This window comes from Dysgonomonas sp. PF1-14 (assembly GCF_029892965.1).
GTDB lineage: Bacteria > Bacteroidota > Bacteroidia > Bacteroidales > Dysgonomonadaceae > Dysgonomonas.
In genome coordinates, this window is sequence record NZ_JARXWN010000001.1 from 1 (window position 1) to 25,679 (window position 25,679).

The 25,679-nt window shown below is 40.6% G+C and carries 18 protein-coding genes and 1 pseudogene; 6 read left to right on the forward strand and 13 right to left on the reverse strand.

From position 1 onward, the window contains the following. The 10 genes and pseudogenes from M2448_RS00005 to uvrA form a co-directional block, all read right to left on the reverse strand. Window positions 1–515, reverse strand: a pseudogene (locus M2448_RS00005) (glycoside hydrolase family 92 protein); the annotation flags it as partial. Window positions 516–761: 246 nt separating this feature from the next. Beyond that, entirely contained in the window at window positions 762–1,760 is a 999-nt protein-coding gene (locus tag M2448_RS00010) for a hypothetical protein (protein WP_280644184.1), read from the reverse strand. Between the two features lie 36 nt (window positions 1,761–1,796). Beyond that, the gene (locus M2448_RS00015) at window positions 1,797–3,218 is read right to left on the reverse strand and encodes a DUF1735 domain-containing protein (RefSeq protein WP_280644185.1); all 1,422 of its coding nucleotides are present in this window, start codon (window positions 3,216–3,218) and stop codon (window positions 1,797–1,799) included. A gap of 29 nt (window positions 3,219–3,247) precedes the next feature. Continuing rightward, window positions 3,248–4,393 (reverse strand): DUF1735 and LamG domain-containing protein, encoded by a 1,146-nt coding sequence (locus tag M2448_RS00020; RefSeq protein WP_280644186.1) that lies wholly within the window; start codon window positions 4,391–4,393, stop codon window positions 3,248–3,250. Between the two features lie 14 nt (window positions 4,394–4,407). Next, window positions 4,408–5,433: a glycoside hydrolase family 18 gene (locus M2448_RS00025; RefSeq protein ID WP_280644187.1), complete on the reverse strand. Its 1,026-nt coding sequence runs from the start codon at window positions 5,431–5,433 to the stop codon at window positions 4,408–4,410. Between the two features lie 18 nt (window positions 5,434–5,451). Further along, entirely contained in the window at window positions 5,452–7,020 is a 1,569-nt protein-coding gene (locus M2448_RS00030) for a RagB/SusD family nutrient uptake outer membrane protein (RefSeq protein WP_280644188.1), read from the reverse strand. Between the two features lie 22 nt (window positions 7,021–7,042). After that, window positions 7,043–10,441, reverse strand: coding sequence for a SusC/RagA family TonB-linked outer membrane protein (locus M2448_RS00035; protein WP_280644189.1), 3,399 nt, complete (start codon window positions 10,439–10,441; stop codon window positions 7,043–7,045). A gap of 149 nt (window positions 10,442–10,590) precedes the next feature. Beyond that, window positions 10,591–11,559 (reverse strand): FecR family protein, encoded by a 969-nt coding sequence (locus M2448_RS00040; protein ID WP_280644190.1) that lies wholly within the window; start codon window positions 11,557–11,559, stop codon window positions 10,591–10,593. Between the two features lie 85 nt (window positions 11,560–11,644). After that, complete coding sequence (locus M2448_RS00045) at window positions 11,645–12,208, reverse strand: RNA polymerase sigma-70 factor (protein WP_280644191.1); 564 nt, start codon at window positions 12,206–12,208, stop codon at window positions 11,645–11,647. A gap of 288 nt (window positions 12,209–12,496) precedes the next feature. Continuing rightward, a complete protein-coding gene (gene uvrA / locus M2448_RS00050) occupies window positions 12,497–15,283 on the reverse strand; it encodes an excinuclease ABC subunit UvrA (protein WP_280644192.1) in 2,787 nt (928 codons plus the stop codon). A 328-nt stretch (window positions 15,284–15,611) separates the two neighbouring features. Between uvrA and M2448_RS00055 the strand changes: the two genes are divergently transcribed. From M2448_RS00055 to M2448_RS00075, 5 genes are read left to right on the forward strand one after another with little or no spacing between them, the layout of a single operon-like run. After that, window positions 15,612–17,189 carry a hypothetical protein gene (locus M2448_RS00055; RefSeq protein ID WP_280644193.1) on the forward strand — a complete coding sequence of 526 codons (1,578 nt, stop codon included), beginning with the start codon at window positions 15,612–15,614 and terminating at the stop codon, window positions 17,187–17,189. Further along, entirely contained in the window at window positions 17,186–17,638 is a 453-nt protein-coding gene (locus tag M2448_RS00060) for a hypothetical protein (protein WP_280644194.1), read from the forward strand. The genes M2448_RS00055 and M2448_RS00060 overlap by 4 nt, the downstream gene beginning before the upstream one ends. 43 nt (window positions 17,639–17,681) lie before the next feature. Then, window positions 17,682–17,945 carry a hypothetical protein gene (locus M2448_RS00065; protein WP_280644195.1) on the forward strand — a complete coding sequence of 88 codons (264 nt, stop codon included), beginning with the start codon at window positions 17,682–17,684 and terminating at the stop codon, window positions 17,943–17,945. Between the two features lie 19 nt (window positions 17,946–17,964). Beyond that, window positions 17,965–18,243, forward strand: coding sequence for a hypothetical protein (locus M2448_RS00070; RefSeq protein ID WP_280644196.1), 279 nt, complete (start codon window positions 17,965–17,967; stop codon window positions 18,241–18,243). 59 nt (window positions 18,244–18,302) lie between these two features. Beyond that, window positions 18,303–19,442, forward strand: a complete 1,140-nt coding sequence (locus M2448_RS00075; RefSeq protein ID WP_280644197.1) for an energy transducer TonB — start codon at window positions 18,303–18,305, stop codon at window positions 19,440–19,442. Window positions 19,443–19,644: 202 nt separating this feature from the next. Here M2448_RS00075 and M2448_RS00080 read toward each other — a convergent pair whose 3' ends face one another. Beyond that, window positions 19,645–20,235 (reverse strand): bifunctional nuclease family protein, encoded by a 591-nt coding sequence (locus tag M2448_RS00080; protein WP_280644198.1) that lies wholly within the window; start codon window positions 20,233–20,235, stop codon window positions 19,645–19,647. Between the two features lie 225 nt (window positions 20,236–20,460). Here M2448_RS00080 and M2448_RS00085 point away from each other — a divergent pair, with 225 nt between their 5' ends. Then, complete coding sequence (locus M2448_RS00085) at window positions 20,461–21,081, forward strand: FISUMP domain-containing protein (RefSeq protein WP_280644199.1); 621 nt, start codon at window positions 20,461–20,463, stop codon at window positions 21,079–21,081. Window positions 21,082–21,265: 184 nt separating this feature from the next. Here M2448_RS00085 and M2448_RS00090 read toward each other — a convergent pair whose 3' ends face one another. Together M2448_RS00090 and M2448_RS00095 are read right to left on the reverse strand one after the other, a co-directional pair. After that, entirely contained in the window at window positions 21,266–23,416 is a 2,151-nt protein-coding gene (locus M2448_RS00090; RefSeq protein ID WP_280644200.1) for a DUF3857 domain-containing protein, read from the reverse strand. A 79-nt stretch (window positions 23,417–23,495) separates the two neighbouring features. After that, entirely contained in the window at window positions 23,496–25,679 is a 2,184-nt protein-coding gene (locus M2448_RS00095; protein WP_280644201.1) for a hypothetical protein, read from the reverse strand.

Genomic DNA, 25,679 nt, shown 5'->3' on the forward strand with positions numbered 1-25,679 from the left:
CCTTTGTCGAAGGCGTCTATAACGACGTATGAATTATCATTCTGCGGAAATGTAAAGCGAAACATGGCAGCACGGGAAGTGGGTGCCAGTTCGGCTATAACATCATGGTCGGCCAGATAGACTGAATAGTAATATGGTTTTGCCTGTTCGGACTTGTGTGAAAACCAACTGGCTCTTTCTTCTTCATCGAAGATGGGTTTGCCTGTAACGGGCATAATGGAGAATTGACCATAATCGTTGATCCAAGGACTTGGCTGATGGGTTTGTTTGAGCCCCCTGATCTTATCGGCATCATAGGTATATGTCCATCCGTCACCCATCTTTCCGGTCTGTGGTGTCCAGAAATTCATGCCCCAGGGACGGGCAATGGCGGGATAGGTATTACCTGTAGATAAGGAATGCTTACTCTGTGTACCAACTAAGGGCGTGACATAGTCTACATAATTATTCTCCTGAGCCGCTATGGTTGTAAGAGAAAGTAACGAGGTTGTAATAAATAATAAATATTTTTTCATAAGGCACTTTTATATAAAAGGAGGCACTTATCGAACTCCTTGTGTACAATACAAAGAAACTTTTATAGCAATTTGTCTGTTTCTTTTTCAAATTGATTAAGGCACAAACCTAACAGGCCACAAAACTATTTCATGGATTGATCAGTTCATTTTATCGTCTAAAGGAAACCGCACGGACAAACAAAGATTATCTATTCTTCTTGGCCGTGCGGCTGTTAGTTGTTTATAACACTTTAAGATTATCTTCTATATAGGTGAACAGAAGTATCCTGTATATAATTTCTCCTGTGCGTCATTCACATATGAGAATATTCCCCAAATATTGACACCATCATTTTTGATGATTTCCATTGTGACGGGAGTATTAATAGAACCTGCACTATAATAGTAATAATCAAATACGGCCTCTTCTTTAACTCCTACATTCTTACCACCTTTGAATTCCAGTTTATACCAATAATATGACCAGTAATCCCAGCCATACCTTTGCTTACCTTGGCTAGTTACTTCATTCAGATATGTGTAATATGAGGAATCCGTTTTAGAACCATTATAATAATAACGCCGGGTATTATCAAGCATGATAGCTTCTAACTCTGCATCCGTAAAAGGATCCATAGACGCCTTTACTGTAACTGCGATATCCTCCGACAGCCCGGTACAGTCTGTTACTGTAACTATAGCCGTAAATTCTGCCTTCTTGGAAACGGCAGTCATACTGATAACCCCTTCTTCATTCACACTGGCTGTTACGGCAGGGTTATTCGATGTAGCCTCATACCCGCCGTTACCTAACACTACATCTGCTGTCAGCGTCTTGGAATTACCCAGTACAGTTATCAAGTCGAATGTTTCATGGCTTAGCTGGAGTTTGTCGGTAGTGTACACACTAACCGGTACTTTACGATAGCGGCTATATTTATCGGAAACAATCAATGAGGTCTGCCCATTTGCAAGTCCTTCTACTTTCACCACTCCATCTACCATTTCAACTTTAGCTATATTTGTATCCAGAATAAAGGCATCGTATTCTCCTCCTCCTTCTTTTATATCCACAGACATTTTATTTTCAACGCCTATTTTCACTTTGATAGATTCCTGCCCAAGTATAAATGCCGGAACTTCGGTTTCGCCACCGGGATTTATTGTTTCATCATCATCGCTGCTACATCCGGTAAACCCAATGGGCAACAGCAACAACATGGCTATGGCCAATATCTGTATTACTTTATTTATGGTTTTCATAATTCATTTTTACATTTGAATGATTAGTACGCTTTCTTATTTCCAATCTTTAGGATATTTAATACCATCAAATACCAGTTCGTCGTCATAGAATGCTCTGGCCATTCTTTGCATTGCAGGTAACTGCGATGATGTAAAGTTGGTACGGTTAGGATCCATAGCAAAGATCATATGCGACAAAAACCCGTTGTCACGCATTCTTTTCAAGTTGCTTTCGCTTGCTGTACGACCTTGCGAAAACTCTTGTGAATACAAGCCCATGTTCGATTTAGGCATTCCGGGAAAGTAAGAGGATAGATCCGCAGAACCACCATAATCATGTAATGCGTAGTCTACAAATTCACCGGAATTCATACCATCAATAGCAGGCAGGCCGTATGTCGTACTATAAGCATAAGCAACCACCCATCGTTCTGGCTGTATTTTCTTCACTTCATAGCAGAGGCGCGCTGCCGGCTCCTTACCCGGATATACAAATCCGGGAGTAAAATTACTATACTCATAGGTTGAATATTCATCATCTACAAAGATTCCATCCAATTGGTAAGCATCACACATTGCCTTTACTTCTTTGGCAAACTCCTGAGCTGTTTCTTTACTCATATTTGCTACTCCCGATCGGTCATGGTTCCCCAGAAGTCCCAGTATGATTTTTATACCCCTTTCCTGTAACGGTTTCAGGTATTTCTCACGGTTATCAAGAATAGCTTTTACATTTTCGTTATTGAAGATATATACCCGCCCGGTTTCTTCGTTATAGTTGATGTTCGCAGAAAAAATAATCAATGCATCCACTAACGGTTTACCATTGCTGGCTAACGTAAAGCTAAGATTATTTAACGGATTGGTATCATTAACCTCCATACAACTGAATACTTTAACACCCGGAGTGCCATCTATGTATTTGGTACAGTCGGGGATTCCGGTCAGGTCTTTTACGAATATCAAACGGGTTTGATCGGTTTCCGCCAATTTAAAATCTCCCGAAGTTACTTTCATCCGTAAAGGAATAACATAGCTCTTGTCAGCAGAAAGATTACCATCGGAAGTATATGATACCTTCATCCCTACCGATTGCGTCGAACCTGTACTCAGGTTAATGATTCCACCATCGGCTAATGTAATTTTTTGCTGAGGAAAAGCTTCGTAGGCAGTCCCGTGAGTATTATTGTATTCAGTAAGAACCGTTTCGTCATAGCTTACGGCTACTGTGGCTCCCGAAACAAGCTTTGCTGTCGTCTTCAGTTGCAGGTGCATATCGCCCGCATCGCGAAATTCCACGTTCGAGAACATCCGCTTTCCGTTGTTATCGCTAATGTAGCCCATTACAGAACCGTCTCCTGTAGAGTATCTATTTTCATCAAGAGTCCCTACTGCAATGTCTTCGGAACACGCTGTAAGTAAACCGCCTACCAGTATAAATGCTGCAATCCAATATTTAATTTTTAAATATTTCATAATTTCTTTCTTTAAAAGTTATAAAACTATTAATTAGGTAATGAGACTGGATTCCACGTAATTGTCTTGTTTGCAACTATGGTATTTTCATTACCTGTATGGTCGGCTATTATCTGTCCGCCTCCTTCGTTGAACTTCCAATATGCTACTAAGCCCGGACTGTCAGGTGCCACTACATAAAAATGATCTTTTCCTTGAATTTCATCTTGTGTAAGCACACGATTCCACACCCTGCACTCGGATATAGATCCTGATAGATAACGATTGTCATCGTACGATTTGCCGACATAGAAACTTGATGTAGCCCAGTTCACATTGTTCCGGTAGCTAGTCGTCTTGGTATCTCCTTTTTTGATACCATTGAAATAAACATTCACTGCACCATCAGCCGAATTGTAAGTGGCGGCCAGATGTACCCATACGCCGGTCGGCAACTGCCAGGCTGCATCGGTGACGTTTCCATTGGATGTAGCTAATTGCAACTGATTGTCAGGAAGCCCTGCATCGCCAATACGGAACAGGAAATTTCCTTCAATACCCATTACCGTACTGATAAGTTTACCGAACTTGTCTATATATAACAATGCTTCTATAGATACCTCTCCCATATTTTTCAGGGAAGAAGTTCCCGGACTCTGTAGTGAAAGATAATTCGTCGTAATATCGGCTACTGTATTAATCAGGGCAGCACCTCTTATTACGAAATAAGTACTACGGGTACTATTCAGAAATTCAATATTTGAGTTGGCCACAGTTATCGGCAATACATAAACCAAGTCGCGGTCTAAACCAGAGAGGTTTTTGAAGCTTATTTCCACATCATTCCCTTTCACTGTACCTACAGCAATGGTAGATACTGCCACCGTAAGCTCATAATATTCGCTGGGAAGGATAATGGCATTATCTGCATATGCCATATTGTATTGGCTTACTAAAGATTCGTCCACTTTATATGTCACTACAACATCAGATCCTTCGAGTTTAGCAATAGAAGTCTGAATGGTTCTGCTCTCTGTGTCATTAGTTCCCATTAGCAGTATAGAACTGACTTTCTCCGAGGTAGTGAAAGCTTTGTTGTCATAATTCTCTGCATCTTCTCCGCAAGACGTCAATGCACCACAAGCTATGAGCGCTACAAAAAATGAAAGTACTAAATTATTGATTTTGCTTTTCATAATTATTTCTTCTTTTATTTTATGGATGGATTAACACTCGAAATAATTTTTCTCAGGTAATAATAATCCTTTACAGTAGTATGGTAGTCGGTAGAGGCATTGTAAACACCTACAGCCTTTACTTTTATCCCATCGTGCGCAACTGATGCCCAGTCGGCGAGTCCTTCCATTGTCACTGTTCCGTTGGAAAAATATCCAGTACTCTTGTTCGGATCATTCAGGTCAATAGCCATCACCACCATTCCGAAACGATCTTTTGCAATATTATCTATGTTTGCAAGAAATAAAGTATAAGTCAGTTCGTCCTTTGCTGTTGCAGTTTTTCCTGAAATAAGGATGGACAAACAATCATCGAGTAATGAAGTATCTATCAGATTTTGAGGTTTTCCTTCGTATATTGTCATTTTCCCCGGATTACGTCTTTTCCAGTCCCTCATAATATTGATAAAAGCAGTCTCGTTCTCGATATATTGTTTCAATTCATTAGGACGCATATGGAGCCGTGATTTTCCAGCATAACCTATACAAATACCATCGTAATTATATTTGTTCACCAGGCTAAGTGAGTACTCCAGAGAATCGGTCAGAAAATCTAGAAATTCCAATGCAATCGGTTCTTCTTCTGTGGCCAATTCAAGTTTGGCGTTATATGCGGCTTTGATTGCCTCAAAGTCTATTGTGTAAATAACCCTTGTTCCTTTATCGTTACGCACTTTGCTTATATCTTCCAACTCCCAATTGACGAGTTCGTCCGGATGCATCAGCCCAATTATGTCTACACTATCGGGAAGATCTGTGATGTGATGCGCCCTGCTGTAAGGTTTCTTTTCACTGTTATCAACCCAAGCATATACCAGAACATGATCTGTTTTTTTATACTCTCGCAGGTTCTCCAGATATTTACCATAGGCCGGTTTTTCCGGTTGCTTAATATCCACACTTTCGTCTTCGGTCCAGTCGCTACAAGAGGTAAGTAATAAACCTCCGGCTATAAGCGACAATAGAAATATAAGTATTTTATTCATATTATTATTTTCCATAATTAGATCGTAAATAAATTAGTTCTTCTTAGCCCACCAAAGATCCGTAGCCATATTGTCGGGTCCTCCCAGATAGTTTGAAACGGCATCCTGCACATTTTTCAGGTTACCTGTATATTCGCTCTGAGGGAAAGAGAGTCTGCGCACCATGCGTGCTGTACTTACTACCGAACTGCGGTTTAGCATTACAGGCATCAACTCAGGATAACCTGTACGACGGAACTCGCTCCATGCTTCTATACCATTCGGATAAATCGCAATCCATTTCTGGGTAATGATACGCTCCAGATTTTCTTCAAAGGTTGCAGAGTTACTCCATGCAACTTTTATAGTAGAAGCTGCGCCTGTGTAACTGAATGAACCCAGAGGGTCAACATATCTTTCAGGCATACTCGCTGCATCTGCTATATAGGCCGGTGCGCCTGTTGCACCCCATTGTTCGAATGAAAGGGTAATTCCTGATTCGTACAGGTCTTTAGCCGTACCGCCCATATTCCAGCCCCGTAAAGCGCCTTCTGCTCTAAGGAATGCAACCTCTGCGGCATTCATCAGGTGCATAGTCGATCCGTTGTAGATATCAGCGTTCATATTGGTATATCTCTGTCCTATCGTCTGATCAGGGATATTGATACCTGAACGAAAACCGATATATACATCCTTGCCGAAACCGCTTTCGTCAGCAAAATAACGAGGTCTGCGCGGATCGCTGTATCCGTTCATATAAGATATGATATCAGCTCCTATGTGTGTATCTCCTCCATTTCCCCAAAGGCTGAAACCAAAAGAGTAAGGATTTGTCTGACCAGAGATCAGTATCAGATTGGCATTGTCACTGTTAGATACCATAGGCCCTACGGCATGTGACATTACTTCTTCGGCTGTAGTACGTGCCAAAGTCGCATCAACATTTGCCATACGAATGGCCATACGGAGTTTTATCGAATTAGCCAGTTTTATCCAGTTCACTGTGCTTCCTGCATAAATACGATCGGCTTTAGATGAGAAGTTACCGGTCTGGTTACTTGTCAGTATAGCAATTGCATCATTGAGTTCTCCTATCATCGTCTTATACACATCCTGCTGCGAATCGTACGGCGTATTTAACGCACCGTCTTTTCCTACTTTAGAGTATGGGATAGGACCATATATGTCGGTAATACGCGACATAGCCATCACTTTTGTGATCGAAGCCACAGATAATAACACAGGGTCTTCGGTCATAGTAATTATCGTATTGTACGAAGTCATTACATTCTTCATTGCATTGTTGAATGTTGCTTCTATCCAGCCGCTTTCGGGTGCATAAGTAGAAAAGTTTCTGTTATTGAAACCCGGATTTACATCGGCAAAATAACCTGCATAAGTTCCGCCCAACAGTTGTTCGGTAAACTGGTTGGCATGCTCGTTACTAGGAATAATCCAGTTCTGCATATTGGTCATATGCTGTCTCAGGAAATACGCATCTCTTTCGCCTTCTTCGTCGTTTATTCCGGTTTTGTTATAATCATCATAAGCATCGGTACACTGAGTAAAGAAAAGAGCAGTGAATGCTAATAATACGATTGATATATATTTATATATTTTCATTGTCGTTCTATTATTAAATTAGTTAGAATCTTAATTTAACATTGAATCCCATACTTCTGTTGCTAGGCATCATGAAGTAGTCGATACCCTGATAGTTGTTTCCTGTTGTAGCAACAGATTCCGGATCGAATGGCGCTTTGTTGTAGATCATCCACAGATTACGCCCTACCAGTGAAAGAGTAAGATCTCCTATACCCCATAGTTGTGATTTAGGGAAAGTGTAACCGAAAGAAAGTTCCTGCAAGCGAACATTAGTTGCACTGTATGTGTAGTACTGTGCTATATTGGAACTGGAACCCACTGTCTGATACCATGTCTGAGAATCGACAACATCTGATCCGTTTACAACCATACCTCCGTTATCGCGGGCTGTTTCTGAAGCTTCTGATACGCCCTGGCTATCGAGGATAGCCTGAGTCGCAGAATAGACAATACCTCCCAGACGAGCAGATACCATGAATCCGAGATTGAAGTTTCTCCATGAGAAATCATTTCTCCACGACATATTAGCCTTAGGCAATACGCTTCCAAGTTTTACAGGATTGTCAGCTACAGTAACTTTAGTGACATTTCCGGCAGCATCTACATAGATGTTTCCGTTTCCATCTCTTTGCAGGTCAGTCAATGAATAAAGATCGCCCAACGTTCCACCTTCTTTCAGGATAAACTTAGTATCACCAAATGCTGTAAGCGTTAATCGGTCAACAGGATACGATTCTCCCGTAGCCGGATTTACATAATTATTAGCCAACTCTTTGATCTTATTGCTATTTGCACTGAGTGTATAAACGCTTGACCAGGTGAGGCCACTCCATGTATTTTCATATCCCAGCGACATTTCAATACCCTTGTTGAGTACGCTACCGGACTGAACATAATAGTGATCGTAACCGGATGACGCCGGAAGATTAGCATTAAATACCTGATTGTATGTTTTAGCATGATAAAGACCGATATCGAACTTGAAGTGTTTCAGAAAACGGGTAGTGAGCCCTATTTCCCATGAATCGGTTTTCTGTGGGTCGAGGTAAGTTATCGGATAGTGGTCGTAATTCGGATAATAACCCAAACCACTTTCATTCCATGAGTGATATCTCTGTGCCAGACGACGTTCGAACGGTAAACCGACAGAAGCAAAAGAAGCTCTCAGTTTAGCATATTCTATTTGTTTCGGCATAGTGAATATCTCTGACAGAACAAATGATGTTCCTACTGATGGATAGAAGAATCCACTCTTGGTAGACTGGGCTCCTGCCAACTGCGACGGCCAGTCGAAACGTCCTGTCAATGTCAGATAGTAAGCTCCTTTATATCCTATTTCGGCACTTGCGAAAACAGACTGTGTCTGATCCTGATACTTGTCCTGAAATGGTTTCAGTTTACTACGGTCAATCTGCATAATATTGAAAACATTCGGCACAGCACCGTCATACAGACCATCCATCAACGGACCTCTGACGTCCATGTAATCCTGCATGATATCCGAGATAGAACCTCCGACATTGGCAACCAATGTTACTTCTTCGTTGAAAGTCTTGTTTACATTAGCCATTACATCGGCATAAGTCTGCCTGTCTCTTGTAGACACTTCGGCATAGTAACCGGTAGTAGAACCTTCAGTCAGTGTAGTATTAGTACCGGCATACAGCTTTTCGGTATATTTGTTGTGTGAGAAGTCGGTACGCACACGTCCCGATACATTCAACCAATCTAATACATCGTAGCTCAGGCTTCCGTTCAGCATATAACGGTCTTTTGTATTCTTGCGAAGATTGCGGTAACTGATCCAATATGGGTTTTGTCCTGTAAATGTATTCAGTCCATAGTCCCAACGCTGATCATAAATTTTGCGCGAAGTGTTCCACTCTTCATACATTTTCACATCATTCCAGTCACCGCCTCTAGGGAACAGATAAGCAGAAACCAACGGATTCTGGTACTCTCCCTGATTGGTCATATTATTATCCTTCTGTTTGATGTAGCTTGCTCCTACGTCGATCTTCATCTTATCCTTCAGAAGAGATGTTGTATTACGTATCGAGAAATTCAAACGGTCGTAAGTATTGTTATGGATAATTCCTTCTGAATTCACAGCTGCAGCTGAAGCATAAGTCTGGTTACGCTCGCTACCTGTAGACAAAGTCAGTGTTTCGGTCGTAACAACCCCTGTTCTGAAATAGTCGTCACGCGGATCGTAACCCATATAGTTAGCGGCATTCAGTTTCGAACCCCAGCTCAGGTCAGTTCCTGTTCCATTAAGTCCGGCTGTACCAGTTCCATAAGAGTTTTGGAATTTAGGAAGAACAAACGGGTTAAGGAATTCCGTATTTTGTGTAAATGTCAGGCTTGTTTTTCCGGCTTTCCCTGTTTTTGTAGTTATCAGGATAACACCGTTAGCAGCATTACTACCATATAGGGCCGAAGCAGCAGCACCGTTCAGCACTGTCAACGATTCTATGTCTTCCGGATTGAGGTCGGCAATAGCTTCGGTTGTACCCGAAGAACCTTTCTCGGTACTTCCTTCGGCTCCGGTATTGAACATCGGAATACCATCTATCACATACATGGCATTGTTCGATTGTCCTATACTTTTCACACCACGCATAACTACTTTGCTGGCACCTCCGACTCCGGAAGAGCTGGCGTTAATAGTTACCCCCGCTACTTTTCCCGAAAGGGCATTGATAAAGTTAGCGTCTTTTACGCGTGTCAGTTCGTCCTGATTCACTTCCTGTGCATTGTAGCTCAGCGCTTTCTGTGAGCGTTTTATACCCAGTGCAGTAACCACAACAGCATCTAACTCTCTGGAAACCGGAGTCAGTTTCACGTCATAGTTATTCAGGTCTGAAACGACTATACTTTCAGAATTGTAACCCATAAATGAAATTATGAGTGTAGCCCCTTTAGCTACATTCAATTCAAATTTTCCGTCGATATCGGTCATAGTACCTCCTGTGGTACCCCTTATGCCAACAGTTGCACCGGTAAGTGGATCGCCATTTTCGTCAATAATGACTCCGGTGACTTTCTTTTTATCCGGCCCCGTATTCGAGCGTTCCATCAACATAATGTTATTTCCTTCGATGTGATAGGAAATATTTGTTTTGTTAAACACAGTTGTTAAAACCTCGTTAACGGATTTGTCTTTCAGATTTAATGTTGTTCTCTGGGTAAGATCTATTTCCTGTTGGTTATAAACAAATAAGTAGTTCGTTTGCTTTTCAATCTGGCTGATAACATCCTTTAAGCTGGTATTCTGAGCACTTATGTTTACCCTTGAGCCCTGTGCATAGGCTCCGGGAGAAAATAATAAGCCGCAAATGAATATAAATAGCAGAAAGGAAGTAATTCCTGTTTTTTTTACACTCTTTGATAGAGGATTAGACAGTATTCGGTTTTTCTCGGTTAATTTAATTTTCATACATTTGTAATGTAAATGAAGTTAATACTAAGTGATTTTTACAATCTTGTCATGTATTGATCTTCCACCGGAAAGTGTTCGCTCCACTTTCCGGTCTTTTTATTCTTCGGATTTTCCCATTGGCAATTAGATTTAGATTAATTATTGTATTAGTAAATGGTTATATTATTCATATCATCTTTGGTATATTTAAAGTTATGCCGGAGTTGGAGAACCTTCAACACATGTTCGATGCCATCTTTAGACCAGAATTTTCCGGTGTACTGGTATTTATGAGAAAGTATCTCCCTGTTTCTTACGTCTATCTTCACATCATAGTAAAGTTCTAGCTTTTCGAAAATGTCTTTAACATCCTGATTTTCGAAATACAAAATACCTTTTTTCCACAAGAATTGATCCTGTGATTCCAGATTAGCTAATACGAGCTTATTGTTTTCGGCATATACCCTATTGTTAGGCGACAGCATTATGCTTTCGTCCGTAGCATTGGCAATCACTTCTACCGACCCTTTTATCAGGGCAGTTTCAAAAACATCACTGCCACCGTACGCATTCACATTGAATTCGGTACCATGTACTTTTATCTGATATTCTTTTGTTTTTACAATAAACTTTTTCGCATCATCGTGTGTAACATCGAAATAGGCTTCACCATCGAGTTTGACGACGCGTTCGGTTTCAGAAAATTCATTCGGGAAAGTCAGGCTTGATTTTGCATTCAACCATACTTTAGTTCCATCGGATAATACGACTTCAGCCCGTTGTCCTTCGGGAGAGTATACAGTCTGCAATGCAAAATTAGGTTGAATCTGCATATTCGGTGATAGGAACATATGATAGCAACCCAAAGCAAGGAGAAAGACAGCAGCAATTTTAAGGAACTCGCGTACCAGTTTTATTCTTCTTTTATTATTGCTGTTTCCGCTATCTTCGGTATGTTCTTCATTTACCTTTGCAAAAGTATCTTTACCTCTCCACAGGGATACATCATATACATTTCTCAGCAATAAGAATTCCTGCATATGTTTGTCATCGGCGTCGAGCCATCTGGCTACGTCTTCTTTTTCCTGCTGAGTAGAATTACCTTCGATATATCGCTGAAGAATTTCGTGATCCATAGTTTTCATATATAACCAAAGGAATTAGTTTCCCCTTAGTCTATATAATACGATTGATCGTCGCGACCTACTAGTGAAGATGTAGTTAAAAATCGTTAATAAATAAAAGAAGGAAAATAGGAAAATAATCTTTCAGGTTTTCGCGCAGAGACGATAGCGCTTTAGATATGTGATAGTCAACACCTTTAACTGAAATTCCGAAATGATCTGCAATATCTTTTTTCGACACATCTTTGAAACGTGACATTTCAAATATTTTCTGGGTTTGCTCTGGCAGAGTGGCTATGGTGGCGCGGAGAATGTTCTGGATATCGTCGGCAAAAATCTTATCAGGATTGCTGGCTTCCAATGTGGATATACGGATTTCAAGTTCGCGGTCTGCAGAAGTAGACATAGACTCGAGTGCACTTTGTTTTATTTTTTCATGTTTCAGGTAATCCAGCGCCTTATTTTTCAAAATCACGAATAACAATCTGGATGGATTTTCAATTTCTTCTATTGTAGACAATTCCCATAACTTAATCAGAGTTTCGGATGCAATGTCTTCTGCTACCAAATCATTATGAACATATGATTTAGCGAACAAGAAGCACCTATCATAATAGGTAACATAAAACGTCTTATAATTGGACGAATTTAAACTATCCATTAATTCTTATAATACACACGCTTGCTTCAGATCCAGAAGCAAGTACAAGTATCAGATTTTTAGTGACATCTCTACTATTAAAACAAAGGTAACAAAATTTATTGGCAACCAACAACCTATTATTTATACAATCTACTCTTTTTAATATAAATACAACGAACAAATTTCCTATTTGTTTCGATCAAACCGCATTCTAAACTTGTTTTTAAAATGAAACTACTAGTACTAAGCAACCGTTACAGATTTAATTAAGACTAGTCACTATGCAGTAAATAAATAAGTTACGATTTATAACTTTTCTTTCAGGAAATGACCTGTATAAGATTTCTCACATTTCACAATCTTCTCAGGTGTACCTTCGCAAACTATATAGCCACCTTCTTTTCCTCCTTCGGGGCCTATGTCTATGATATGATCGGCGCATTTGATCACATCCATATTGTGTTCGATTATCACGATTGTATGCCCTCTCTTGATCAGTGAATCAAAGGCTTTCAACAATGTTTTTATATCGTGAAAGTGTAGCCCTGTTGTAGGTTCATCGAAAATAAACAAGGTCGGCTCCGGTTTTTCTTCTACCAGATGGAACGCCAGCTTCACACGCTGATTTTCACCTCCCGAAAGCGAAGATGATGACTGTCCCAGTTTGACATAGCCCAAGCCTACATCCTGTAACGGTTTTAACCTCTTCACTATCTTCTTTTCGGCAGTTCCCTTGCCCTCTTCAAAGAATTCGATAGCCTGATCGATCGTCATTTCCAACACATCGTATATGCTTGCACCCTTGTATTGTACATCGAGTATATCCTGCTTGAAACGCCTTCCTTTACACACCTCGCATTCGAGCAACACATCGGCCATAAACTGCATTTCTACAAGTATCTTACCTTCTCCGGTACATTCTTCGCAGCGGCCACCCTCTACATTGAAAGAGAAAAAGGCGGGTGTAAAATGCAGCTGTTTTGCCAGAGGTTGGTCGGCAAACAATTTACGTATCTCGTCGTATGCTTTTATATATGTCACAGGATTGGAGCGGGTCGACCTGCCGATAGGGTTCTGGTCTACCATCTCTATTTCCTTTATCAGCTTGAGATCGCCTTCAAGACCGTTATACTGCACCACCTGTTCGCCTTTTCCTTTATAATGGCGTTCGAGGGCAGTATAGAACACATCACAGACAAGAGATGATTTCCCCGAACCGCTGACACCTGTTACTACAGTCATCACATTCAGTGGGAACTTCACATCGATGTTTTTCAGATTGTTCTGTCTTGCCCCTTTTACTTTTATATAGTTGTTCCACTTGCGGCGGGTTTTCGGCACGTCTATTTTCTCTTCACCATTCAGATAGCGGACAGTATAGCTTTCTGTCTGTTTCCGCAATCCGGCAACATCGCCCTGATAAACGACTTCCCCCCCCAGACGTCCGGCTTTAGGCCCCATATCGATGATATAGTCGGCAGCACGGATAATTTCCTCATCATGCTCTACTACAACGACGGTATTACCAATTCCTTTAAGCTCCTGCAAAACTTTTATCAACAGATCGGTATCGCGTGAATGCAAACCAATACTCGGTTCATCGAGTATGTAGAGCGAACCCACAAGGCTACTACCCAGAGAGGTTGCCAGGTTGATACGCTGGCTCTCCCCTCCCGAGAGGGAGTTTGAAAGACGGTTCAAGGTTAGATAGCCTAGCCCTACATTCATCAGGTATTGTATCCGTACATTTATATCGGTCAACAGACGTTTTGCAATGGCGGCATCCGTTTCATCCAGATTGAGCGAAGTGAAGAATTCTCTCAGTTCGCTTATCGGCATCAGTACCAGATCGGCAATAGTACGCCCACCCACTTTCACATACAGCGCTTGAGGTTTGAGCCGCGCTCCTTTACAGGACGGACAAGTAGTCTTTCCCCTGTAGCGGGCAAGCATCACCCTGTATTGTATCTTATATTGGTTTTCGCTCACCATTGCGAAGAAGTCATCGATACCATGCAGACCTTTTGCACCATGCCAGAGCAGGTCACGTTCTTTATCCGTCAGTTCGAAGTAAGGACGATGTACCGGAAAATCGTATTTACCGGCAGCATGGATAAATTCGTTCTTCCATTCGCTCATTTTGTCTCCCCTCCAGCACATAACGGCATCTTCATACACAGACAAGCTTTTGTTAGGGACTACAAGGTCTTCATCTATTCCCATTACCCGCCCAAAACCTTCACACACAGGACAAGCTCCGACAGGGCTGTTGAAACTGAACATGAGATCGGTCGGTTCCTGAAATTCTATCCCATCTGCTTCGAAGTGACGCGAAAAGTCAAACGACTCTATCCTGTCCTCTATATAGAAACGGATGATACAATCTCCTTCTCCTTCATAGAATGCTGTTTCTATAGATTCCGAGAAACGGCTTATATTCGCGGCATCCTTGTCGCAGGTAAGACGGTCGATAAGCAGAAGCATCTGGTCGACTTTATATTTTTCCTTTGAGGAAAGTATATTGTCAATGCGCTCTATTTTACCGTCCAGCTCTACACGCGAGAAGCCTTCTTTCTGTAATATCTCGAGTTGCTCATTCAGGGTGCGGCTGTCGCGCAAAATGATCTTTGTAAAAATGGCAAGGCGGGTATCTTCAGGATAGGTCTGCATCTTGGCTACAATGTCGCTCACCTGATGCTTTTTCACTTCCTGCCCCGAGACAGGCGAAATGGTTTTTCCGATACGGGCAAACAATAGTCGCAGGTATTCGTACACCTCAGTAGATGTACCCACAGTGGAACGCGGATTGCGCGAACTTACGCGCTGTTCGATAGCGATAGCGGGCGGAATACCCTTGATGAAGTCACTCTCGGGCTTGTTCATACGACCGAGAAACTGACGGGCATAGGCCGACAGGCTTTCTACATAGCGCCGCTGCCCTTCGGCATAGAGTGTGTCGAATGCAAGTGAGGACTTACCCGATCCGGATAAACCTGTAATAACCACGAACTTGTTGCGAGGTATTTCTACGTCTATATTCTTGAGATTATTGACGCGCGCTCCCTTTATAAAAATATTTTTTTCTTCGGACATAATTCTCTAAAAAAATGGCTACAAAATTACTAAAAAAAGAACAGATATGCTATTTTGCCTGAGGACAGCAGGTGTTATAAATATGTAAAAGGAATTTTACCTTCATTTTCCTTTCTTTAAAAATCATATCTCAACAACACTCAGGTGAGTGCCATTCGCTTACTGTCAATATATTAAACATTTAGCACATCAAAAAAAGTCATATTCCATCGCCTTGACCTATCTTTTTACGATATCCTTGAAGTATCTTTGACAAAAGGATAGCCGGTGCACAGGTTTACTTTATAGTTAACAAGATTATCTAAAAATTTATTGACTTCTTGAAATCATGAACATACAAAACCTGAAAAGATGGCTTGCAGTGCCTTTACTGCTCGGAGCCATCCTCTATGCCTGCCAGTCGGAAGACAGCCCCGATATAGACACCAAACAGCCCGTAGAGCCGCTGACAGTAGCTATGGCACAATCGCTGTACGAACAGTATGTAGGTGCAACGGCGTATCTGAAAAATGACGATGGAAACGGAGAATTTAACCTTGTTCCCGACTGGAATGCAGGGCAACTGTTCTCGGACAGTAACTGGTATGTGGTGGAGTCGCCGCTGGAACAGAGAGATGGTATGAAAATGATCTTTATGACCCAAGATGTAGGTGAATATGCACAGCAGCACGAAAACACACAAATAGAGCAGATACTCCGCCTGGTGGTAATGCGAAACAAGGAAACCGGACTGAATTATTCGTTCATCATGCTGGTGATGCCCGAACTGGATTATATGTACAGAAAGGGAGCTGCCATCCATGAAAACAAATACCTGACACGGGAAACCGATCTGGATGGATATGTCTATTTCCTCACGCCCGAGGGCTCGTTTGTAAATGCATGGAAGTATAAGGAGGGTAGAATAGTGGGGAGAACACCACTGAGTACAGATAAAGTAACAAAAGGCTTTATACAAGTAGAGACTTGTTATTGGACACTAGTCACAGCGGGTGGAAATCAATATTGGAATTACCACTGTGAGTACTACTGGTTGTTTGTAGAAGAAAATAAGGATGCCCCTCCTGCAATAGATAGTGGTGGACCTATCGATCCGGGCTATGATCCGATGAGTGGTCCCGGGGGTGGGGGTATTCCAACTTTGGACAAAGAACCTGAAAAACGTACCGATTGCACCGAAAAATCCCGATTGAATGGGAAGAATACGAGTAATATGCTTAACGATATAGATATAAAAGACAAGATGAATTTGTTGAGAACCAATGCTAATACCAGTCAGAAAATAGAATATGGAGCAGGTATCAGCTACGACAGTAATTTTGGGACATACAGCATTACCGGCGGGCAAATAGCACAAGGAGCAGCAGGCAGTAATTCTGTGGAAATAACTTATAGTGCTTATACTGTCTATACTGCTCATACACACTATCAGGGACTGAACGCCGCATCGTCGGGTGGTGATATTATTACTACCGCCAAATTTTATAAAGAAATCAAAGCGATGGGTGGAGATTACAAAGGAACTATTAACTTTGCTGCCGATGGCTCGGAATATCTGATCTATGTGGACGATCCGGTAGCACTGGAGAAATTTTACAATGCGTTGCCGACTAACAATGATTTCTTTGTAGCAAAAACAACCGAACTTGCCAACGGATCGGATTTTAAAAAAGATTCAGAATATCAAAGAATCTATATAGATGTAAAAAGAAAATTAGAGAAAGAAGGGTACTCAGAGAATGAAGCACAGGCGTACGCCTTATCCTATGTATCCGATCATTACAAAATGGGTCTTAAAATATCGTACCGTAAAAACAAAAATGATAACTTTAAGGAACAGAAAACGACCACAACAGGTACAGGAAAAAGCATAAAGTATAAACCACAAATATGTCCGGAATCATGAAAAAGATTATATTAATTCTATTTTTTATATTATTCACATTAGGCGCATCTGCTCAATGCAACAAGCCATACAAAGCTTTTAGTGCATTCGCTAAAGATACAACAGCATTTTTGCGTTATAACTTTAAAGAACGGACCGATTGCTATAAAGGAAAAACGGTAGCTCAAGTATTAACTGATTTACAGTTAACTCCAAAGTCTTATGTACCAATACCTTCTACATATAAAAATAAATATAGCGGTATATATGTATATGTAGATAATAGCTATTCAGCACAAAGGATAGAGAATCCTAAAATGAAAACTCAATATATATATATATATTGGCCGGAATTAATGGATTATACAGATCTTCTGAAGTTAATAAGAAAATATGATGATGACGTATGGGTACAGGAACATTACAATTTCTTTAAAAATAATATTGTAGGAGAAGTATCTACTAAATAATAACTAGGCAGGGTTGAAAAGCCCTGCTTATACTTCTTTGATTATGAAAAGAATTATAATAATATTAATATTAGCTGTTATGGCAATAGCGGGTTACAGCCAATGCAATCAGCCATACAAAGCATTATCCGAATTTAATAAGGATACTACCGCTTTTATTATCTATAACTTTATGGATCGGGCGGATTACTATAAAGGAAAGACAATAAAAGAAGTATCAAAAGACTTACAGATACCTATCAAAGATTACACAAGAAACAGCTCAGCCAGAGGTGGTTATTTTACTGGCATATATATATTTATATGACCGTAATATTATTGATAAAATGGATGAAGAAAAGAAAGAAGATAATACGATTTTAATTCATTGGAAAACTCCTATTGATGTATGCGACAAAACATATAAAACTTTCCGGAGGCATCCTGACTGGCATGACGGAATGTACGATTATGTAAAAGACATGGAAATAGAGAAGGTCGAAGTCATTATACCAAACTATAGCAAATACTATGAGAAGTATAAGCCAAAAGAGACTAAATCGGCTCAAGATGATATAGTAACAAAAAATCCTGATGGCTCGCTTAGTGTTAAGCGGGAATGGTAAAAAAACAATAACAGGGATGTGCCATTTTTGGCACACCCTCTTTTAATCCACAATCCAATATGAAACACATCAATACATTATTCTTACTTCTATTGGTTTCTCTGAACTGCTTTGGACAAAGTAATATCTCTTACAAACCCCTACAAGAGATTGACATACTAAAAGAAGATCCCTCATTATCGGAAATAGTAGGATTGATCTGCAATGTAGAAACAGATTGGGGTAAATTGGGATTGAGAGATCAAGTAGAGTTCGTTACAGAAAAGGTTATCTCGAGCGATGAGACTCTGAAAGAAACAAAATTTGTATTCGACGACAACGGGAAGATAGCAAGAATGATAGTCGATAATACAAAGAAAAAATATATATACACAAAGGATGGCAATCTGAAGCAAGAGTTAAACCATCTGAATCTCGTTCATTATGAATATGACTATAAGAAGAACAGGCTGACTGATGCTGAATATGGGACGGATGGTGTGGTTCTTCAATATGGCAATAAAACATCCGTAAATATCTCCTACTATCCCGATGGATTGGTAAAAGAAGTGTTTTTTATTGATAAACCGATGACTGTAAATTACAGATATGACGACAACAAACAGTTGATAGAAAAATATTACAGCTACGATAAGGGAGATAAGCATATTGCGGTAAATACTCACATGGAATATAACGACAAGAATGATATAAAACAAAAATTCACATCACATATCGTATCGGGAGAGCAGGCAGATACTACCTATACAGTAGAAACACATGCATACAAGTACGATGAAAAAAACAACTGGACAGAATGTATATATGCCGGTAACGGGCAGATAATAACGATAAAACGGGAAATAAACTATTATACGGATGAAATCCCCGAAGACAGGATATATACAATGGAGGAAGTGACTATCCACCCTCAATATAAAGAGAAAGAAAGTGAATTACAAAGGTTTATAGCCATGAATTTGAAGTACCCCATCAATGCCATGAAACATAAAATAGAGGGAGAAGTCTGTACCAGATTTATAATATCCGAGACCGGAGATGTTTCTGACTTTCAAGTAATACAAGAGGCTCACAGCAGCCTTAATAGAGAGGCACTACGTATAACAAAACTAATACCGAAGAAATGGACTCCGGCAAAGATAAACGGAAAAAACGTCAAGGTATATTACACCCTTCCAATATCATTCAGAATGATGTGACTCTACATACCACACACGTAAAAGGAGCCACCGCCCAAAGCGATAACCCCTTTACGTGTTTAATTCATGGTGCGATGTATTATAGAAAATTGTTACATAAATGAGATGCAGAAAAAATCTTCCTGCTGCGCAAAAGAGTATTTATAAAACTTAAAAAATGTTTCGGATGCCGCCACAGGCAAGGGGGAGTGGGATTATGCGATTATATCGGATTATTTCTTTTTCTTTTCAGCTCGTCGCGAAGCAGGGAAGCAAGTTCGTAGTCTTCCCCCTCAATCGCATCTTTCAGCAAGGTTTCGAGTTCTTCCTGATTGAGCAGGGAGTAGTCTAGTGCGAGGCTGTCTTTTTCGTCATCGCGTGCATTATCCTGAACCGAATTTTCGTCGAAGATAATTGCCTGTTCCTGCATTATGCGTTCTGTAGTATATATAGGAGAGCGTGTTCTAAGTGCAATACCTACCGCATCGGAAGTACGTGACTCTATTTCCACGATATGTTCTCCCTGACTAAGGATCATCTTGGAGAAGAAAACCCCATTTTCGTATTTATAGATTTGCACCTCACGCAAAACGACACCCAACTGAGACAGCAGAGATTTGAACAGATCGTGAGTCAGTGGTCGCGGTGGTACAGAGCCTTGCAGTTTGAAAGCAATGGACTGGGCTTCGGGAGTGCCTACGACTACCATGAGCCGCCGGATTCCGTCTTCTTCTGCCAGTACCAATCCATAAGCGCCGGATTGTGTCTGATTGAAAGAAAATCCCAATACTGATAATTTTACTTTTTCTTCCATAACCTTACAAATCTTAGATCAAAAATACTTATTTATTTTTTCATTACTATGAGAAACTCTCTTGTTTTAAAACATTTTAAGCTATGCCCGAACTTGCAACTGACAATCTGCAATAGATAAACAATAAAACAATACATTTTGTGCTAAAGAAAGTAAAATATTTATAAGTAAATAATAATGAATATATTGGATTTTAACTTTCTTTGTAAAAGAAAAATGATAGAGATGAAATACACAATAATAATATTATTAACTAGCATTTGCACAATAATTGCAAGCTTCACAAGTTGCATACAGCGACAATCAGTGTCGCATGAAGAAGATGCAGTGATCAATGGCGTACGCTGGGCTACGCGCAATGTAGATACTCCCGGCACTTTTACAGCCAAACCCGAAGATGCCGGAATGCTTTACCAATGGAACCGCAAAAAAGCGTGGAATACAACAGATGAATTTGTTTTTAATTGGGACAACTCTATGCCTAAAGGTGAGAAATGGGAGAAAGTTAACGATCCTAGTCCCGTAGGCTGGCGATTACCAACTTTTGATGAACTAGAAAGTTTACTTGATGAAGAAAAAGTGAGCAACGAATGGATAATCCAAAACGGCATAGCAGGGAGAAAGTTTACCGATAGAATGACTAAAAAAAGTATCTTCCTGCCTACAGCAAGCTATCGCTTCTACAATGATGGTTCACTTGGTGATGCTGGTTCTTATGGCGATTATTGGAGTAGCATGGCACCTGATGACAGTACCGCTTATTTTTTGGCATTTGCTAGTGGTGGTATGGTCAGGCATTACGGCGATCGCAGCTATGGACGGTCAATACGTTGTGTGGCAGAATAAACAAAGAATAAATTGTCCTACGGGCTTTCAGCCCGAAAAATAACACTATAAAAATTAGTAACTGCTAATGCGGATGTTTATTCACGAATGGCCGGAAGAATTTAAATTTCTGTATTATAGTTAATTGGAGGGTGTGTCAAAAGTAAATTGACATACCCTCCCGCTTGTCTTCATCTTTCGTGTCCTATTTCTTCTTCAACACTACCGACTGGGCGCAAAATTCATTTGTCCCATCCAGCATTGCGAGCAATTGCGACCAGTTGCTAAGCGGCTCGAAAGCATGCTTATACACTTTGCGCGTCTTTATATTCAATAACTGTCCATTAAGTGTAGCTGATGCCGAAAATGATCCTGCTGCATTATCCACATTCTTATTCAGGGCAGCTACATTTTCCACTGTGTAGCCATCAGGTATCTGCACCTGTATATCATGCTCATAGGAGCGAGCTGTAGGCATATATACGTCTACACTGCGCTTACGAGCTTCATCTTTCAGTTCGAGCTGGGCGCCGATAAGTTTTCCTGCATCGAGGATATAATTATTTCCGGCTTTTTTTACCAATCCTTCTACGCTGTATTTCACATTTGTACGGAAGTTCGGGTTAGCTTTTGTTATCCCCAGATTTATCACAGTATGTTCGGATATCTCTTTCGGATCGACTCCATGATAGTTGTTTATTTCTTCTTTGAACCGATCAACCAAATCTTTACGATCTTTTTCTACTTTTTCGTTGTAGTCATCAATATATTTGCGACTACTGCGCTTCTCTGCCATTTCCTGCTGCACAGATTTAGTGATACCCAGCCGTTGGCGGACTTCTTCCTGCCATTTTTCGACAGTGGCAAAGTTCTGCTGAAATTCTTTTTTCAGATTGCCGGCATTATCAGTAGTGCGGTCGACAACAAGCAGCAACGGATCATTGTCTGAAAACTTAACCACAACCTTACTAATGCTACGATTGTAATTTTCATCTGTTAGCGGCACTTTAGATTCATTGTTGCCATCTTTTTTATTAAATACAGGAAGAGCTGTTTCACCTTCGAAAGCAGGAAGAACCTCTCCGGCAATATTGAAAGGAGGATTGTAGACAAAAATCTGTTTCCCATTAGCCTGAACGAAGTGAAAAAGGTCATCCATCTCAAACAACTCACTTCTACGGGCACCATATTTATTGGTAGTAAACATAATTTTTGATTCTATCTTATTCTCTTTAAGAAAAGTATGTAATACTCTCTGGAAGTAGTAATAGTTTCGCGAATTATTTCCCAGGTTGAACTGAAGTGCATCATAAATATAAGCAGCCAGATCTTCTTTTGATACATTCGGATTCTTCTTCACATAATCCTTTATCTGCTTCCTCGCATCTTTTGCTCCGTCACCTAACGGTCCGGGTTTCTCACTTCCAAAATAAGAACGGGCATCCTCTATTATGGTTTCGGGTGCAACATCTTTATGCAGTCCGTCTTTTCGTGCTGTTTTAGGCTTCCATATACCACCCGAGCCATTGTTCAATATAGCCAGACGAATTACAGGATACTCGCGCAGCGGGGAAGTCCATCTGTCCATCCCTTCTACCTTAGGGATATTGGTCTTTTGCACGTCCAGTATAATATCCTTGTCCTCATTAGTAGAAACCGTAAAGTCAGGAGCACCATTCAGGCAGCGGTATTCTGTAGTCAGTTTACGTCCTATTTCGCAATAGATAGAATAAGATAACATCGGATGTTTATCAACAAAGATAAAGAGCATCGGGTCTATATTGAAAGCATCTACCAGCCCTTCCTGCTGAATAAAATAGTCGAGGATATCACCTACCTGTAAATCGGCAATAGCAAGTTTTTTATGATCTTCCTTGTCTTTTTTACCTTCGGTAATAGATACAGCCTCATCTACATCCACGTCCTTAATGGTACCATCCGGTTTTATAATGCGCGCACCTACAATCGTCTTAAACTTATTGGTCACATGTCTTCCATAAGACCGGTCTTCTTCCCGAAACGATATTTCTGAATATTCTTCGAGTGCAACCTTATCGTTTATTTTTACCATAGTACGGTATGTATTGGCATAAAGCAGTTCCTTATTGATGGTAAAGGTCGTTCTTGCCCTCAAGCGGCTTCGCCGTGTGGCCGTTATCAGGCTGTGACGTGCAAGAATTACTGCCGATTCGTTTTTGTACTCGGCAGGTACATTATAATTCTTAAATTCAGCTCTGTCCCACGCCCAGACTTCTTCTCTTACCTTTTTGGCATATTCGGTGTAATCATCGGCAAATACATTCTGAACGAGCAGAATAGAAATAATGCACAGAAATAGTTTAAATTGAATTTTCATAGTATTTGTCTATTTATATGTTCAAAATTGATGTCGATTGTATAGATTATAATTAAGCCATACTGGACTACATCTACTGTTATTTTTTTTTCAACACTACCGATTGGGCACAAAACTCATTCGTGCCATCCAGCATTTCGAGCAGTTGCGGCCAGTTGCTAAGCGGCTCGAAAGCATGTTTGTAGACTTTGCGGGTCTTTATAGTCAATACCTGTCCGTTAAGCGTAGCCGATGATGTGAACGAACCTGCTACATTATCCACTTTCTTATTCAGAGCAGCCACATTTTCTACTATATAGCCATCAGGTATCTGTACCTGTATATCATGCTCATAGGAGCGAGCTGTAGGCATATATACATCCACACTACGTTTACGGGCTTCATCTTTCAGTTCGAGCTGGGCACCGATAAGTTTTCCTGCATCGAGGATATAATTGTTTCCGGCTTTTTTTACCAGTCCTTCCATGCTGTATTTCACATTGCACTCGAAATCGGGCTGAGCCTTGGTGATACCCATGTGAATGACCGACTGCGCGGTAACCTCTTTGGCTTCCATATCGTCGTGATAGTCCTTTATCTCCTTCTTAAATTCGTCAGTCTGATTTTTCCTCATCTTTTCGTTCAGATCTTTGTAGTCGTCAATGTACTTACGGTCACTCTTTTTCTTCTGCATTTCTTCCAACTGGCTTTGCTTTATGCCCAGACGCTTGCGCATATCTTCCTCGTATCGCTCGAGGGTAAAAAATCTTCGCTGATATGTACTTTTCAGGCTTCCCCTGTTACGGGTGGTGCGGTCGATGTTGAGCAGCAACATATCGTCGGGCGAAAAATTTACGTTCATGGTGGTTGCGCCCAAGTGTTTCGATTCATCGGATACGGGTATAGCAAACTCCGTTTTAGTTTTATCCTTCGTATTTGCCACAAGCATTGCCGTTTCGCCCTCAAAGCTGTAGTCTACCTCGCCTGCTATGGTAAATATGGGATCGAAAGTAAATATCTGCTTATTACCATTTACTACAGTCAGATAAGTGATGTCGTCCATGTTAACTACCTCGTTTTTACGTGCGCTATATTTGCTTGTCACCATTCCTGCCTTATAGTCTATTTTATTCTGTTTAAGATAATAGTTTACCGTATTCACAAAGCTTGAGGGAGTGAGATAGTACGGTGCCTCTTTAAACAAATTATACTGAACAGCATCGTAAACAAACTCAGCCAGTTCTTCTTTTGTATGCGAAGGGTTCTCTTTCTTATAGTTCTTGGTCTGATCGGCTATTTTTTTTGATGCTTCCTTCATTCCCATATAAAAACCTATATAGTTGTCAAGAATCTGGCTTCCGGCATCCTCAAATATGGTGGCGGAAGGTACATCTTTATGTAGCCCGTTTTTGCGTGCTGACTTTGGTTTCCATATTTCCTTCGACCTGTTGTTGAGTACAGCCATGCGTATCATCGGAAACTCGCGATAGGGCGAAGTCCAGCGTTCCATACCTTCCATCTTTGATATATCTTTCTTCTGCACATCCAGTACTATATCTTCATTATCGTTGGTAGACACTGTAAAGTCGGGAGCACCGTTCACGCAACGGTACTCAGTAGTCAGTTTATTGCCTATTTCGCAATGAACCGAATAGGACATCATCGGATATTCGTTTGCAAACACAAAGTCGATCGGGGGTATATTTTCGGTATCGGCATGACCTTCTCTCTGGACGAAATAGTCGAGTATGTCACCTACCTGCAAGTCAGAAATAGCAAGTTTTTTATGATCTTCCTTGTCTTTTTTCCCTTCAGTAACCGATACAGCCTCGTCTACATTTACTTCTTTGATGATGCCGTCAGGCTTAATGATACGCACACCTACAATTGTCTTAAACTTACTGGTAATCATACTTCCCGATGCTTCGGCCTCTTCTTTGTAAGAGATTTCGGAAAACTTATCCAAAGCAGCTTTATCATTTATTTTTACCATTTTGCGAAAGGTGTTGGTGTAGAGCAACTCCTTATTTATTTTCATAGCCAATGTGACCTTTATTCTGAAACGACTCTTACCTGTAGCTAGCAGCTGGTTGTGCATAGCCAGTATCACCGCCGATTCGTTCTTAAATTCGGCAGGTACATTGTAGTTTTTAAATTCGGGTCTGCCCCACGCCCATACTTCTTCTCTTACCTTTTTGGCATATTCGTCGTAATCATCGGCAAATACATTCTGAACGAGCAGGATGGAGATAATGCATAGTAATAATTTAAAATATGTCTTCAT

Coding starts and splice junctions, on each gene's coding strand:
- uvrA (WP_280644192.1), bottom strand. CDS start 15,283: ATGTCCGAAGAAAAAAATATTTTTATAAAGGGAGCGCGCGTCAATAAT.
- M2448_RS00015 (WP_280644185.1), bottom strand. CDS start 3,218: ATGAAATATTTAAAAATTAAATATTGGATTGCAGCATTTATACTGGTA.
- M2448_RS00025 (WP_280644187.1), bottom strand. CDS start 5,433: ATGGAAAATAATAATATGAATAAAATACTTATATTTCTATTGTCGCTT.
- M2448_RS00035 (WP_280644189.1), bottom strand. CDS start 10,441: ATGAAAATTAAATTAACCGAGAAAAACCGAATACTGTCTAATCCTCTA.
- M2448_RS00075 (WP_280644197.1), top strand. CDS start 18,303: ATGAAACACATCAATACATTATTCTTACTTCTATTGGTTTCTCTGAAC.
- M2448_RS00090 (WP_280644200.1), bottom strand. CDS start 23,416: ATGAAAATTCAATTTAAACTATTTCTGTGCATTATTTCTATTCTGCTC.
- M2448_RS00070 (WP_280644196.1), top strand. CDS start 17,965: ATGGATGAAGAAAAGAAAGAAGATAATACGATTTTAATTCATTGGAAA.
- M2448_RS00045 (WP_280644191.1), bottom strand. CDS start 12,208: ATGGATAGTTTAAATTCGTCCAATTATAAGACGTTTTATGTTACCTAT.
- M2448_RS00080 (WP_280644198.1), bottom strand. CDS start 20,235: ATGGAAGAAAAAGTAAAATTATCAGTATTGGGATTTTCTTTCAATCAG.
- M2448_RS00010 (WP_280644184.1), bottom strand. CDS start 1,760: ATGAAAACCATAAATAAAGTAATACAGATATTGGCCATAGCCATGTTG.
- M2448_RS00055 (WP_280644193.1), top strand. CDS start 15,612: ATGAACATACAAAACCTGAAAAGATGGCTTGCAGTGCCTTTACTGCTC.
- M2448_RS00095 (WP_280644201.1), bottom strand. CDS start 25,679: ATGAAGACATATTTTAAATTATTACTATGCATTATCTCCATCCTGCTC.
- M2448_RS00020 (WP_280644186.1), bottom strand. CDS start 4,393: ATGAAAAGCAAAATCAATAATTTAGTACTTTCATTTTTTGTAGCGCTC.
- M2448_RS00060 (WP_280644194.1), top strand. CDS start 17,186: ATGAAAAAGATTATATTAATTCTATTTTTTATATTATTCACATTAGGC.
- M2448_RS00065 (WP_280644195.1), top strand. CDS start 17,682: ATGAAAAGAATTATAATAATATTAATATTAGCTGTTATGGCAATAGCG.
- M2448_RS00085 (WP_280644199.1), top strand. CDS start 20,461: ATGAAATACACAATAATAATATTATTAACTAGCATTTGCACAATAATT.
- M2448_RS00030 (WP_280644188.1), bottom strand. CDS start 7,020: ATGAAAATATATAAATATATATCAATCGTATTATTAGCATTCACTGCT.
- M2448_RS00040 (WP_280644190.1), bottom strand. CDS start 11,559: ATGGATCACGAAATTCTTCAGCGATATATCGAAGGTAATTCTACTCAG.